A 14,396-nucleotide genomic window follows, 5' to 3' on the forward strand; every position below is an offset into this window, starting at 1 on the left:
ATAGAGATGGAAGGATCACGAGCTCTTATGGTCACTGTATCGCTATGCGATGACCATAAGAGCCGCTATGTTTTATGCGCTGATCTCGTGGATATTCTCTTTCACCTTAGTGACTGCTGTCACAATGTCGTTCATATCCTGATCGTCCCCCAAAAGGACAAATTGAGGAAACCAGATCGCCTCTTCGTAACAGGCACGCTCCGTGTTAGGCAGGAAGTAATCGTTATAATTTACGCCAAGATCGATCTTTTTGCCGCGAGAGCCGAAGGCCTGATTTTTGAACAGCGGCTGACGATATAGCGGAATCGAGTAACCAGCGCTGACGATCAACCCCTCTTTTTGCAGCGCTTCAATGAATTTCGTTTTTGGGATATTATTAAAATGTTCCTTTTTGTAACGCCAAATATAAAGATGGATCGAGTTGCGGGTGATTCTGGGATCATCAGCGAGCACCTCAATTCCCTCAATTTGAGCCAAATGGCGATTTAAATATCGGGCGTTTTTCTCACGAAGTTCCTGCATCTGGGGATAGCGTTCGAATTGAGCCAACAACACCGCTGCCTGAAATTCAGTCATCCGAAAATTGCCGCCCAGATAATAGTGCTCGTACCAAACTCCGCCATCCACGCGGCCGCAATTAGCAAAAGAGCGGCAGAATTGGGCGGTTTCGGCATCATTCGTCAGGATAATACCGCCCTCAGCTGAAGTGATGTTTTTAGAGGATTGAAAACTGAATGCGCCTGCATCGCCAATAGCACCGACTGGATGATGGTTCCAGGCAGATCCCCACGCCTGCGCTGCATCCTCAATCACTTTCAGATTATGGCGCTGAGCAATCGCCATCAGATCGTCCATTTCGGCTGGTCGGCCGCCAAAGTGCACAGGCATGATCGCAGCAGTTCGCTCAGTAATCGCTTCTTCTATTTTCCGAACATCGATATTGAACGTATTTAGATCGATATCGACAAAAATTGGGATAGCACCAACATCAAGGATCGCTGTCGCGGTAGCGACGAAAGTATAGGCGGGCAAAATCACCTCATCCCCGCATCCGATTCCCAGCGACTTCAACGCGATAGATAACGCTGTCGTGCCACTATTCACACAGATACCAAATGTCGCTTGATGATAGGCGGCAAACTTTTCCGCAAAGGTCTTCACCATATTTCCCTGCATGGAACCCCATTTGCCGCTTTCCAATACCTGTTTTAAATTGGCCAGTTCGGCATCACCCCAAACTGGCCATTTTGGAAACGGTTTCTTTTTCACCGGAGTCCCACCGGTTATCGCAAGTTTCGCCATTTACATTTCTCCTCAAAATCTATCAATGAATCATTCAGACCAAGAGATCTAACATTTATCTTTCAAGTGTTGCATCATGACCCGATCAAAAAATAACTGAGCCCGTTTTCACCGTAAGACGATCAGTGAAGCTTCAGCAACTGCTTCACCACGGTCACCGCAGTGGCAGCATCTGGGGCGTAGCCGTCGGCACCAATTTCATCCGCGTAGCTTTGCGTAACTGGAGCACCACCGATGATAACCTTCACAGAGTCGCGTAGCCCTTCATCTTTCAATGCCTGCAAAGTGGCTTTCATGTTGAGCATTGTCGTGGTGAGCAAGGCGCTCATCCCGACGACCTGTGCCTGCGATTGGCGAACGGCCTGAACAAATTTTTCTGGAGCGACATCTACACCGAGGTCAATAATTTCGAAGCCGGCGCCTTCCAGCATCATTGCCACCAGATTCTTGCCGATGTCATGGAGGTCGCCTTTTACCGTGCCCAGCGCCAATTTGGCAATTGAAGCCACGCCCGACTCCGCAAATCGCGGCTTCAAAAGCTTCATGCCAGCCTTCATGGCGCGCGCTGCAATAAGGACCTCAGGGACATAAAATTCATTGTTCTTAAACTTCGTACCAACAACATCCATCGCAGCAATTAAACCCTGGTTGAGGATGTCTCGAACCGGGATATTCGCATCGAGCGCTTGTTTCACTAAAGTTTCTGTTTCGTTTGCTTTTCCTGTGATCACCGAGTTGGCAATCTGTTGTAGCAGTTCCATGTTCTCCTCCAGTTTGTTATTTATGAGAGCACCTAAAAATACAATCCTATCAAAATGATCCCATTGATTTATCTGCCGCTCTCTCTTCAGGCATTTCTTTGTTCTTCATACTCTCTCGACCAAAGATATTCCGATTTTCGCAGAAATGACAGATCCATCGATATGATCTCTGAAAAACCCCTTTATCTAATAATGAAATCTTCATCCAATTCATAATCGGCCAGGAGATCGATGACCTTCACCACATTGCGGTGCGAGTTGTTGAGCAGCGGCTTACAATGGGTTTCTATGGTAATGTACTCGACATAAGGTCCGTGCATTAGGGCACGAAATTGTCCTGGCCAATCAACAACCCCTTCTCCGACAACGACAAATTCATGATCATCGCTCGCGGTGCGTCGATAATCTTTGACATGGATGGAGCGGATGTGGTTTCTGATCGCCAGAAAGCCGTATGGGTATGGGATTTCGCCAGCGGCTGCTGCATTTGCCGGGTCCCAATTTGCCTTTAAATTCTTGGAGTCGACATCATCCAAAATTTTGGCGGTATTGACACCGGTATCAGCCCAAAACCCAGGTTCATTTTCAAGCAATAAATTGAAACCGTACCGTTCGGCCAGCGAAGCCATTCGCTTTAAAATGTGGATTACCTGGATGTAGTTGCTTGGTGGTTCTCGATCATATCGCTTGAAGCCGAAAATGATCACATTCCGAGTGCCAATTCGATCCGCCAATCGAAAACTGTCGTAAATGCTTTCTTCAATTTGAAGCTTCAGCAGCTCCTCTTCATTGAGCGCAATCTTAAACAACCCTGGTGAAATCGCAGAAATACTGATCTCATGCTCCTTTACTATCTCTTTTACTAAATTGATCTCATCGTTTGCCACATAGGGCACTCGACCCGTCGTCAGATTCCTGATCTCATAATCCGTGATCCCCCAATTGATCCCATATTCCACTGCCTTCCTGAAGTCTTTGGAAATTTCATCTGAGACGATCGCTAATCGCATTCTCGAATCACCCTCATGTTGACCGGTTAAGCCGTCATGTGTCGTTTTTGTTGAATCATTGGTCACTGAGTCACATCCACGAAGATGAAAGCCGGACCAGGTGCAGCGATGGTGGAATTAATATTAACTTACTTCAACTCATTGGTGAATTCATTGTTCCAGTTATATGGATTAGGTGCTTGATGATGGCCCGTGATTGACTGACGCATGGGCCAACGGATAGTCTTATCAGCCGATAACTTCGTATTAAGCAATATCTCATATTTGATGAGAAAAATATGCCTTATCAGAAAAGAGCTTGATCAAGTGAGCATTTTGAACCTGGCCAACGATTATTAGCTCGATGCCAAGTCTTTGACAGCGTTAACAAGCTGATCGACCTGTTCCAAAGTATTAAAGATATGCAGTGACGCCCGAATGGCATTCAGTCCATGTTCCCCGACGGGGCGAAGTCGGATATTGAACCGCTGTTTAATCTCAGTGATATAATCGCTGTGTTTTGGTAGCTTGCCCGAGATGCGAAATGTGACCATTCCGCCTGAAAGCTGGGGATCGGGAGGCGTTAACAATTCGACGTTTTTGAGCCGAGCGAGCTGATGCTTCAGATAAGCCGCGAGCGAGCGATCGCGGGCTGCCACCCGCTCCATCCCAATGGTATCGAAAAAATCTATCGCAGCTCCAAGCGCAATGATCAGCGGTGTGTTGCGTGTGCCATACTCGGTACCCTTTGCAACGCGTTGCGGCACAAAGCTGAGTTCATCAAGTACATATCGCTTGTCCGAGTGCGCTCCGACATGATTGATGCGCCAAGTATCGAGCAGATTTTTTCGGACGAAGAGGAAACCTGTCCCTTTCGGACCGCATAACCATTTATGCCCGGAACTGGTGTAAAAATCGCATTCTAATGCGTGCAGATCAACCGGCAACATCCCCGGGACCTGGGCGCCGTCCAGTACCAGCCAAATGTTATTTCGGTGGCAGAGATCGGCGATTGCTCGGGCGGGAAGGATCTGGCCAGTGGTGCAAGTGACATGACTAATCATCACTACTTTGGTTTTTGCGGTGAGCTGCGCCTCGATCCGTTCCAGGTTTTCAGCGTCGCTCTGGCCAGGCTCGAATAGTTTTATTTTTATTCCGATGTCATTTGCCAGCGCCAACCAGGGAATTGCGCCGCCAGGATGCTCATGAGTGGTCATTACCACTTCATCATTTCGGCGCAATGGTAAGCCGCGGGCAATGAGGTTCATCCCCTCTGTGGCGTTTCGAGTGAAAGCAATTTCATCAGGATCGCAGTGAAAAAAAAGAGCGGCTTTCTGCCGGACCGACTCGACAAAATCATGGCCCGTTTCCGAAATCTGTTCAAGGTCGAACATTTGTCGTTCAAATGTGTTCATCACTGCATAGGGGGAAGGGCCCAGCCCCCCTGTATTCATGTAGATTAAATCCGAATTTAATGGAAACTGCAAACGGATCAGATTCCAGAATTTTTCATCATCGATCGCCCCTTGTCCTGCATGCTGTGCCAGTTGCTCTTTGAACTCCCTAATGGAAGCAACCGATGGTTTTCGATCAATAATTGGCAAGAACGCCGAACCAGCAATGATCCCTGCTGAAAATCGCTTGAGAAAATCTCGTCGTTTTTGCTTGGCAAGTATCTCAGTCACACAGTTCTCCCGTTGCATTCAATTTCAAAATGCATATTCAACCGATGAATTTGAATTGCAGTATTTCGAATCAAACGATAAAATTGCCATTTTCCACCGCAATGACCCGAGCTGGCGCGGCATCTGCCGAGTAGATGTTCAATGGCAGCGCAATAAGGAAAAAACGGTTGAGATTAATCGCATCGAGATTGGTGAGGTTTTCGATCAGCACCCGGTCGCGCCCAAGAACCAGCTCTTGCACCTCAGCCGAAAATGGTGTATCCGCGCCCAATATTGGCACGTTCCGATCTTCGATGAGGTAAGCGGCTGCATCTGACGTGATCAGAGGGAAATCGATATAGTATTGCCCAGATTCCCAGAAGGCTGACCAGCCAGTATGGATAATAACGGCATCGCCAGGCTTGATATAAAACAGTTGCAGATCCTCATAGGTGATCAGATCTTTTTCCCGCTTTTCACTCAAATGCACAATTGTCGCATAATGCAGCAGCTCGCTCATCAGCAAATGTTCGATGCTGCGGCCATCGGGATGAATGAAACGAGGCACCTTAATATGGGTCCCGCTATAAGCAGTCAGATCCAATTTGAACATTTGCCTCCCAGAGCCAGGATCCAGTAACTGGCTGACGCGGGGAGAGCTGTACCACTTTTCGCGGTATTGCGGCATCCCTTCGTAAAAGGGATGAGAAAGATCGACCACGTGCATGTTCGTCTCGAACGTTAATAGACGCGGAAACTTCTCAATATGGTTTCAAGTTCTGGTTTCAATAGCTCATAGCTTTGAGATCTTACCTGACACCTCGTGGCATAGGCGAGATGGTTCTGTACAACAATCATCGTGATCAAATATGGATAGGGAACATAGATGTTTTCTGGGAGGCCAATCATATAATATGCAGCTTGCTGTCGGCTCGTCCCAGAACTGGTCACATCCTTGATGATCCGAATCGTGTCTGGTGGCACATAATAGCTCCGCAATTCATCCAAGCTCTGTTTGGCCAATTGTTGCGAACTGCGTTGCTGGTCGAGTCGAAGGATCCCAATCTGAATGACAGCCAAAGAATCTGAACCATGGCGCTGAAATAGCTTCACTAACCAATTGGTGGTTTCAAATAATGGACGAACGGGATCGTGCTTCAATAGCGAATCCCTCGCTGCTGACCAAGTGAGCTCCCATCGCCGGTTCGGAATTGAAACGCTGAAGCGATGCTGCTTGTGATAAAAAGTGTTGTCGATGATTTTTGCGGGCTCTGTGAATTCTGGCATTTGGGGGCTAACACCGAAAAAACTCCCTTGTTTGAGTTTGGTCATAAAAGCAAATAGCAAAACCAGAATAATGACCAGCACGAAGATATGAAGCAAATTGTTCTTATAAAGTGAAGCCATGCTGAATCCTTGCTTTGTATTTGTTCGATCTGTCCGGCGTTTGGTCAAGGCCTAATTTAGCAAAATTATGATCAAAGTCAATCAAAAAATCACAAGATTCCCTTGATTTTGATTCATGAATTTTCTATTTTTCTCGCAAGCAAAAATGGATTACGCATCAAGTCTCCGATCGTATCAATTTTTGATTTGGATGAGAATGCCAGAGATCCACCTATGATAGCTCGAGCTTTTGCCTAAAGATTCGAGAGCTGGACATTATTCTCTCGAGATAAGAGAATCCAGCCCGAGTCGGACAAAATGGAATTGTTCGAGCGGGCATGAACCAATAAAGAAGCGAGCGGTACAATGCCAGTCGATGCTTTAAAGCCGAAACATCTGAAAATGCTTTTCATTGCCATGGGATTCGCTACCATGATCACACAAGTGGTGCTGTTGCGGGAACTGGTGGTATTTTTCAGTGGCAATGAAATGACCGTTGGGATCATTCTGACCTTCTGGTTGGTTGGTACTGCTTTTGGCAGCGGACTCTCGGCCTTGTTATCCAAACGGATCAGGCGGCCTGAGCTGCTGTTTATGTTATGTCAATTCATGCTGATGATTTTGCTGCCAATTAGCCTGGTGGTTATTCGGCTGGCCAAAGCCTTTTTTTCCATCCCGCTCGGAGAAACCATCCCACCGAGCCTGATCCTTTTTGTTCCCCTTTTGGCGCTCGTTCCAGCCTGCCTCATTATGGGATTTCTCTATCCGCTCGGCTGTCAAATCCTCAGCCGATTGAAAACAATCTCGGATGTGTCGATCCCTGGACAGGTCTACCTTTACGAAGCCATCGGTTCTGGGATCGCGGGTTTCATTGCCAGCATTTTTTTGTTTCGTTTTTTGGAAAACTTTCAGATTATTCTCCTCATTTGGCTGCTATATTTGCTGTCAGCTCTCTTTTTGGGCTGGATGACTTATCGAAAGCTACGGGCTTGGATTGCCGGTGCTACCGGATTGTTAGGAGTCTTATTCATCAGTTATGCTGCAAAATTCGATGCCGAATTAAATCGTCGGGCTTGGGCTCCGCTAAATCTGCTACGCACAAAAACGACCATTTACGGCAACATCGCGGTGACGCAGTGGGGCGATTTGATCAGTTTTTATGAGAATGGGGTCATCATGTTCAGCCACCCCGATCCCATGGCGGCTGAGGAGGCAGTGCATTTTGCACTATTGCAGCATCCTGAGCCGCGGCGCGTGCTGCTCATTGGCGGAGACGCTGCTGGGATCTTGCCGCAGGTCATTCAGCATCCAAGCGTTGAGCGTGTCGATTTGGTCCTGCTTGACCCAACGGCGATGACATTGGCTAAACAATATATTCCCCCCCTAAATGAAATTTTAAAGGATGATCGCTTCCATATTTGGTACCGGGACGGTCGTTTGTTCCTGAAGCAGTCGGCCCAGCGATTCGATGTCATTATCGTTAATTTGCCCGAACCTAGGACTGCGATGATTAATCGGTTCTATACCCGAGAATTTTTCGAATTGGCGAAAAACCATTTGATGGACCGCGGGATAATGAGTTTCTCAATCCCTTCTTCAGAGAATGTGCTCAGCGAGGAGCAGACTGTGCTGCTAAGCTGCCTGTACCAAACAATGAGAAAATCATTTTTAGATATCGTTCTCATCCCAGGCAGTTCTGTCCATTTTATCGGGTGCATCGCTTCAGGCATTTTAACTAGCGATCTTCAAATTCTGGTCCAGCGGCTCAATCAGCGCCAATTGCATACCCTCTATGTCCGCGAATATTATTTTCCCTTTCGCATGACCCCGGCAAGGATGCAATATATTGCTGAAAAAGTCGTCGAGCATCCAGCGCGGATCATCAATCGCGATTTTCAGCCGATCGGATATTTTTACAGCCTCATGCTATGGTTGACCACTTTCAAGATAGATCTGACTGTTTTGCTCAGAATGTTGACGCAGGGACGAATCTGGATTTTCGCCATGTTTATAGCTGCTGGATGCGTTACCCTCTTGGGTTGGAACATTGCGACAAAAAATCGTCGTGGCCCCAAGTCGATCGTTCCGATGGCGATTCTTATGATCGGCTTTGTCGCCATATCATTGGAGATCGTAATCATCTTGGGCTTCCAAGCGATCTATGGCTATGCATATTATCAAGTGGCGTTGATCATTAGTGGTTTCATGATTGGGTTGATGAGTGGAAGCTGGGTTTCATTAAGAAACGTGATCGAAGCACGATCTCACATCAGAGATTTTATTTTATTTCAAATGATGGGGGTCATATACCCATTGTTCACATGGATGGTATTTTTAGCACTGGCTCAAATTACTCTGCCAGCGATTTTGGTGCAACTTGTCTTCTTCATTTTGATTTCTGGCCTGGGTTTTATCGCTGGTTACCAATTTCCGTTAGCCAATCTGCTTTTATGCCAACCTGGTCAACGGGTCGAACGAGTAGGAGGGACGCTCTACGCTGTGGATCTATTCGGCTCTGTTATCGGTGTTTTGCTCACCAGTATCGTGCTGGTTCCGATTATCGGATTGGGATTTACGGCAATTTTCTTTAGTCTGCTCAATTTCAGCGTTGTCCTGGCGCTGATGCGATTTTGGAAAATGAATCAAGCATAGCAAGGGACGAGTTGCATGCGCCGTCGCGATGGAACGATCCTTTGGCGATCCACCGACAAATCAAATTGATCATTGCAGATTGGCACTCATTCAGAATAGATCACGCAATCTGATCAACACGGACGCCCTCATCTACAGCAACTATATAAGGCTTGCCTCCTGCCCGAGCGATCGCCTCGGCAACCGTTTCGGTATCATTGGGCGCGTAGGCGAACATGCAGCCTCCCCCGCCAGACCCGTTGATCTTGGCTCCAAGAGCCCCAGCCTCCATGGCCGCAGCAATCATGCTATCAATTTTTTTTGTCGAAATCTGCAGGCCATCCCGTAGCTGCTCCTGGTGGGCAAGCAGCAATGCCCCCAATTTTTCATCTTTGACTTGGGGCTGTTGTAATAATCTCTTGGCCTCCTCAGTAATCTCGCGGTTCCGGATAATTGCCTGAAGCAAGCGGAGCTGGTCTGGCGTCAAACGTTGTCGATTGCTTTCCAGATCATTCAGAGTGATGGTCAGGAAATTCAATGTTGGATCATAATTCTGGAGCATCTTCATTGCCTCCAGTGCTCCTCCTTTCACGCGCGCGAGGATCGCTTTCGTATCTTTGGGTTGCAAAGAGTCGCCGAGCACAAACTTCCCTAATTGAGCTGGCAACCGATTGGGAAGCGATTGCTGGGCAGAAAAATCAATGTAGAGAACGCCGCCAAACGCGGCGGCAAAATGGTCCATCATGCCACCTGGCTCATGGAACTCCAATACTTCCGCCGCATGCGCCAGCCGAGCAATCGCTGCGGCATCATTTTCTCTCTGGTCTTCGGCCATGGTGAGCAGAAATTTGATCCAAGCAATGACCAGGGCCGAAGAGCTGGACGTCCCAGAATTGATCGGGATGTTTCCAGTGACTGTACATTGGCAACCTCTATCGATTTGAACCGAATGGCGCTCAAGCACATTGATGCTACTGCGAAAATAATCCCGCTCTTTCAAATAGTGGATTGGTCTTTCCAATTTGATCACCTCACGGTCCCCAATATCCGGCAAGTTGATGATCATCTCATTGCCATCTCTTTTTTGACCCGAGATTCTGATCCGAAGATCGATTGCCGCAGTGATCACCTGCAATCCCAAGTAGTCGAGATGCTCGCCAAATAAGCAAATACGTCCAGGAGCTGAAACGATGAGCTGATTGTTTTTCATTTTTCCTCTTGATTCAAGTTTTTAATGTTCTGGGTGCTATCGTGCGACTTCAACACGCTTGCCGTTCCAAAAAAATCTTAAATATGAACAAATCCCTACTCCAGATGCAGGGGTACTATTAGCTTTGCTAAATGCTGAAAAAAAGAGAGCTGCCTTGGGGGAATGAAACATATAGAGCGAAACGATTGATATTGGCATGCCTGGGCACTCAGAGTGCGTTTTGTTCAACAAAATGTCAAAGCAATTTAAAATGCAGAACCGAGGCGGAAGAAAAAATTGCCCTGCCGCGGCTCTTTCGCTGAGATCGCATATCCGCCATTTATGACCAAAGGGATCTTGCCAAAAATATAGAGACGATGCCGTAGCTCCATCCCGGTCATGGATAGCCATGGAGCTTGTTGAAACGGCAGATAGTGAAGCTGATACACAGTGGCCAATTGATGACCCCAAGCGCTACCAGAGTCAATGAATAATGCGGCACATAGCTGTTCAAAGTAAGCGATCCAGATTTTCAGTCCAAGGTCTTTGATTAGCGGGAAACGATATTCGAAATTGCAATAGAACTGGCGATCACCTTCTAAAGTTAAGCCGCTTCCGCGGATCGCAGAGGCCCCAAGTGACAGCCGCGCTTGCACCGGTTGATCGCCCTGATAGAAACTAGCGCCACCGCGCAGAGCGATGACATGTTCAGCAAAAGGGAGTTCCCAGCGTCGAATCACGGCAAGCCCGATCTGCGAAAATTCAAGAGCGCTCCCCAGCCGACGCGAGGCATAGCGCATCTGGACCGCATACAATCTTCCAGATTTCGGGTGAATATCCGCGCTTATATCCGGTCGATATGTCAGCCAGCTATATCCCAGCGTCACGTAATTAGTCCAGCCCTGGAGCAGCGGATAAACCCAGCCAGCCGTGTCGATCGCCCGATAGGCTTCTCTATTGATGATATTTCGATAGCTGCAGGTCGCACTGAACCATAACAGATGATCGGATAGCAACGATCTCCCATAATTAATGTTCCAGTACCATGAAGCTGTCCCTGACCAATAGTTCTCATAAAGCGGCAAAACTTCGATCACACCTCTCCTCTCATCTTTGAGAGTCAAAAAGTCCCCATGGTCGATCGTGGTCTTATTGATCGAAATCCCAATCGTCGGTGCGTACTGGCGATTGACATAATCGATCCAAAAATGGGGACGCTGGCGATAGGTTACGGCGCCCAAAAAGGTGTGACGTTCCAGAGGATCGGCGGCCAATAGCGCGAGACCAGGCTGCCAGCCCGCTTCGCTTTGATCCGCATAAGGGAGCAAAAGCTGAGGTCGTACTTGCTTGAATGAGCAGTATGGTTTGTGCTTCCCCTCCGTGGGCAATAGAAAAGGGATCGAAGCAGCGCTGGCCGTATTCATATAAGAGAACCGATGAAATGGCAGCCACTCAGTTCCAGAAAATGAAGGATTGATTGGATTGGTTGCTGAAGCCGGGAGCGTGACGATTTGGGTCATATTGCGTTGTTCAAAAGTGACGACGGCCAAACGATCGCCTTTCGGCAGCCAGGAGGGATTGAAAATCCCTCCGGGTGAGTCGGTGATTTGCACAAAATTCCGATCAGCCAAGTTCATGATGTACAGATTTGGAATGCCGTTGCGATAGGAGATAAACGCCAATCTCTGACCGTCAGGACACCACGCTGGATATCGATCATCTATCGGGTCCTTGGTGAGCCAAACCAAACCCGTTCCATCTGGCCGAATACATGCGATATCGCGATTCCCCTGATGATCCCAAATGGAAAAAGCGATCTCTTCGCCTTGGGGGGACCAGCATGGAGTGAACACCTCGGTCCATTCTGGAAAATCTGTAAGGATCCGACGTTGACCAGTCTCAATATTCAGCACAGCCAAATTAGACCGCGTCCCTTGATGAATCGCATATACAATATGTTTGCCGTCAGGGCACCAGTACGGATCCGTAGCGCGTTCATGGGTGGTCAGACGCTTAATGCGAAATGAATTGACATCAACTAAGAATAGATCGTTGATCACTGCACCAGTGGAGACTCTGTGTTGTTGGGAATAAACGATCGTTTTTCCGTCAGGCGACCAGCTAAAAAAGCTGTTGACAAATGGACCCGCGATTTTAGTAATTTTAGAGTTTCGCGTGTCCAGAAGAAAAAGCTCTTGAACCCCGGTATTATATTTTTCAATTCCAACGATAGCGATTTTATTTCCATCTGGCGACCACCGAGCGCCGTAATTGCCCTGAAACGGCGTTGCCAAGACATGGCCAATTTCGGTCGAGAGCACATGCTGGCGATATCTTTTATGATAATGGGCATCAATTTCCGCCTTCCATTCCGAGAACAACTGACGCTCCGAGATGCCGATTGTCTTCTTTAGCGCAAGATTGAAACTATAAGGTCGCTTTCGAAAATTTCGGATCAGCTCACGGATTTTGTCCGGACCAAATTTATATGCAATATATCGAATCAGCGAGTGTCCTTGCTCATAGACCAACCGAGCAGCGATGAGGTCACTGCCGATATAACCTGTCAACTTTTTATAGGGAAGCAACTGATGATGGTATGCAACCACCCGCAACAGCATATCGCGGTGATCGCACCATCGTTCTGCCTCATATTCAGCGATCCCCTCAAGAACCCAAGTTGGGACAAAACCCAATGCCAGCAGCTCACGCCAAAAGCCTGGGAAACCGCGAAATGCCCAAAAATTGACGATATGGGCAAACTCATGGGCAACCACCGCCCGCAGCCATTTCATATCCCCTGTCATATATTTGGTCTCGCTCTGACACCAGATGATAATATAATGGCCGAGCGGCGTCGCAAGACCGTTTGAATAGTCGAGATAATCTGTCACAATAATTGCGGTTCTGCTTGGGGGCTCGGTGCCAAGATCCTGAGTGATTGGATAATAGACCTGTTCTGCGAGCATCGCGACTTCATTCGCCAGTGTTTCGATACCCTGGTGGTAAATGATTCTGAAATGCTCAGTCTCAAAACTCATCCATATCAACTCGGGATGATTCTGGGAGATCGATACTTGGGCGTAGCACTCAATTGAATAGACCAATAAATATGAAACCAATGCCAATGCCGCCAATTTTTTGATATCAATCATAGCGAATCCAGCCTGATGTTTTTAAGTCGCAAGTAAGAACTCAGACGGGGAGCGTTGACGCCAAAACCTATTTTGAATGTATCTTTTATAAAGCTCTCCAACACTCAAATATTTCTATTTTATCCCCGCAAATTTAGGTATCCATTTACTCATGATTGCAGCAGACCAAATTCAGAAACTTAAGCATTGATAATAATAAGAAAATTCCATGTTCATCTTAAAGAAATCTAATTCGTTTTACCGATACAGGAATTTGAAATGAGCTCTGTTTTAGTTCGCTTATAGAAGCATGGCGAAAGCTATCTGGCAGAAATTTCAGGGGCCGCCAAAATTGTCACATCCTACAAGGATAAGCCTTTGGAGATGGTTCATGTCCAGTTCTATCGCTGAGCCTGCCACAGCGAGAAAATCCGATCTAAAATCAATTGTTTTTGCCGCAACATTTCGTTTTTTGAGGCGCATAAGATTTTTCCAGCCGCAGCGCCCTTATGTCCATCCCCGATATTCAATTGTCTCATGATCTCGCCCAACTCCTTTGGGTGATTTTCATGATTTAAATTGAGACTCAAAGAGAACGATAAACTCAGATCATTGGATTTGATGCCCCGATTGAACAGATTTTTAATTTCAAGCACAGCAGAGGCCATTGGATATAATAAATAGGCTAAATTTTTCACCACAGTGCTGGGGCGATTGAAATTCGTGAAATCCAGAATGATTATCTCCCGATTGACATCTTGAGGAAGAAAATAGCTATTTTGCTTGATGGTTTTGAGCATCTCATTCTCCTCAGAGCGATACTGCTGGTAGCGCATTGTCACCTCCTCTTCGAGAGCGACCTCTGCCACGGGTTTGTCCCGAAGCCAGCGCACCAATTGCTTCAAGTAGTTTCGTTTCTCGCTTGGATCGCCCGAACGGAGCCGGATTGTTGCATCAATGATCTTGGCCGGGGTTTCGCGACGCCAGTCTTCGATTGATTGATAATTGAACGAATCAATTTGATCCGTAGCATCCACGAGCTCAGAAAAGTATTCGGGCAAAGGAACGTCGCTACTGAAATAATTATAAATCACCCGCGCGCATGACGGCTGCAGATCAAATTTACCGTTAATCGAATCAATATCGATGTTGCGATAGCTCAACTCCTGCAAATTGCCCTCGTGATGATCGAACCAAAGTCCGCATTGTAAAGGATAAGGGAGATCACAGACAATATCATTTTCCGTGATTGACAGCTCTGTCCGAGCGATATTTCCGGGACCAGCAAAGTAGACCCGATCTATCTTGAACACATAGCTACACAAAGCCGCGCTGACGAC

Annotated in this window: 10 protein-coding genes; 1 reads left to right on the plus strand and 9 read right to left on the minus strand. The window is 47.2% G+C overall.

Features of this window, described 5'->3' with window-relative positions; translation table 11 throughout:
- Nucleotides 1–72: 72 nt before the first annotated feature.
- The 6 genes from ONB37_10025 to ONB37_10050 all read right to left on the minus strand — a co-directional run bounded on the left by ONB37_10025 (nt 73) and on the right by ONB37_10050 (nt 6,123).
- Nucleotides 73–1,302, minus strand: coding sequence for a DegT/DnrJ/EryC1/StrS family aminotransferase (locus ONB37_10025; protein MDZ7400488.1), 1,230 nt, complete (start codon nt 1,300–1,302; stop codon nt 73–75).
- Between the two features lie 122 nt (nt 1,303–1,424).
- Nucleotides 1,425–2,063 carry a corrinoid protein gene (locus ONB37_10030; GenBank protein ID MDZ7400489.1) on the minus strand — a complete coding sequence of 213 codons (639 nt, stop codon included), beginning with the start codon at nt 2,061–2,063 and terminating at the stop codon, nt 1,425–1,427.
- Between the two features lie 182 nt (nt 2,064–2,245).
- Nucleotides 2,246–3,073: a sugar phosphate isomerase/epimerase gene (locus tag ONB37_10035; protein MDZ7400490.1), complete on the minus strand. Its 828-nt coding sequence runs from the start codon at nt 3,071–3,073 to the stop codon at nt 2,246–2,248.
- 335 nt (nt 3,074–3,408) lie between these two features.
- A complete protein-coding gene (locus tag ONB37_10040; GenBank protein ID MDZ7400491.1) occupies nt 3,409–4,737 on the minus strand; it encodes an aminotransferase class V-fold PLP-dependent enzyme in 1,329 nt (442 codons plus the stop codon).
- 70 nt (nt 4,738–4,807) lie between these two features.
- Nucleotides 4,808–5,443 (minus strand): cyclase family protein, encoded by a 636-nt coding sequence (locus tag ONB37_10045; GenBank protein ID MDZ7400492.1) that lies wholly within the window; start codon nt 5,441–5,443, stop codon nt 4,808–4,810.
- 14 nt (nt 5,444–5,457) lie between these two features.
- Entirely contained in the window at nt 5,458–6,123 is a 666-nt protein-coding gene (locus ONB37_10050; GenBank protein MDZ7400493.1) for a hypothetical protein, read from the minus strand.
- A gap of 345 nt (nt 6,124–6,468) precedes the next feature.
- Here ONB37_10050 and ONB37_10055 point away from each other — a divergent pair, with 345 nt between their 5' ends.
- Nucleotides 6,469–8,754: a fused MFS/spermidine synthase gene (locus ONB37_10055; protein ID MDZ7400494.1), complete on the plus strand. Its 2,286-nt coding sequence runs from the start codon at nt 6,469–6,471 to the stop codon at nt 8,752–8,754.
- Between the two features lie 100 nt (nt 8,755–8,854).
- Here the strand turns inward: ONB37_10055 and ONB37_10060 are convergent, their stop codons facing one another.
- The 3 genes from ONB37_10060 to ONB37_10070 form a co-directional block, all read right to left on the minus strand.
- Nucleotides 8,855–9,943 (minus strand): GHMP kinase, encoded by a 1,089-nt coding sequence (locus ONB37_10060; GenBank protein MDZ7400495.1) that lies wholly within the window; start codon nt 9,941–9,943, stop codon nt 8,855–8,857.
- A gap of 245 nt (nt 9,944–10,188) precedes the next feature.
- Nucleotides 10,189–13,077 carry a hypothetical protein gene (locus ONB37_10065; protein ID MDZ7400496.1) on the minus strand — a complete coding sequence of 963 codons (2,889 nt, stop codon included), beginning with the start codon at nt 13,075–13,077 and terminating at the stop codon, nt 10,189–10,191.
- 380 nt (nt 13,078–13,457) lie between these two features.
- The coding region (locus tag ONB37_10070; GenBank protein ID MDZ7400497.1) for a hypothetical protein at nt 13,458–14,396 on the minus strand (939 nt) is incomplete at its 5' end.

Source organism: candidate division KSB1 bacterium, assembly GCA_034506395.1.
Classification (GTDB): domain Bacteria; phylum Zhuqueibacterota; class Zhuqueibacteria; order Thermofontimicrobiales; family Thermofontimicrobiaceae; genus Thermofontimicrobium.

What these genes read in the sequence shown, in the direction of transcription:
- ONB37_10055 (MDZ7400494.1), top strand. Translation starts at nt 6,469, where the DNA reads ATGCCAGTCGATGCTTTAAAGCCGAAACATCTGAAAATGCTTTTCATT.
- ONB37_10065 (MDZ7400496.1), bottom strand. Translation starts at nt 13,077, where the DNA reads ATGATTGATATCAAAAAATTGGCGGCATTGGCATTGGTTTCATATTTA.
- ONB37_10030 (MDZ7400489.1), bottom strand. Translation starts at nt 2,063, where the DNA reads ATGGAACTGCTACAACAGATTGCCAACTCGGTGATCACAGGAAAAGCA.
- ONB37_10050 (MDZ7400493.1), bottom strand. Translation starts at nt 6,123, where the DNA reads ATGGCTTCACTTTATAAGAACAATTTGCTTCATATCTTCGTGCTGGTC.
- ONB37_10060 (MDZ7400495.1), bottom strand. Translation starts at nt 9,943, where the DNA reads ATGAAAAACAATCAGCTCATCGTTTCAGCTCCTGGACGTATTTGCTTA.
- ONB37_10045 (MDZ7400492.1), bottom strand. Translation starts at nt 5,443, where the DNA reads ATGCACGTGGTCGATCTTTCTCATCCCTTTTACGAAGGGATGCCGCAA.
- ONB37_10035 (MDZ7400490.1), bottom strand. Translation starts at nt 3,073, where the DNA reads ATGCGATTAGCGATCGTCTCAGATGAAATTTCCAAAGACTTCAGGAAG.
- ONB37_10025 (MDZ7400488.1), bottom strand. Translation starts at nt 1,302, where the DNA reads ATGGCGAAACTTGCGATAACCGGTGGGACTCCGGTGAAAAAGAAACCG.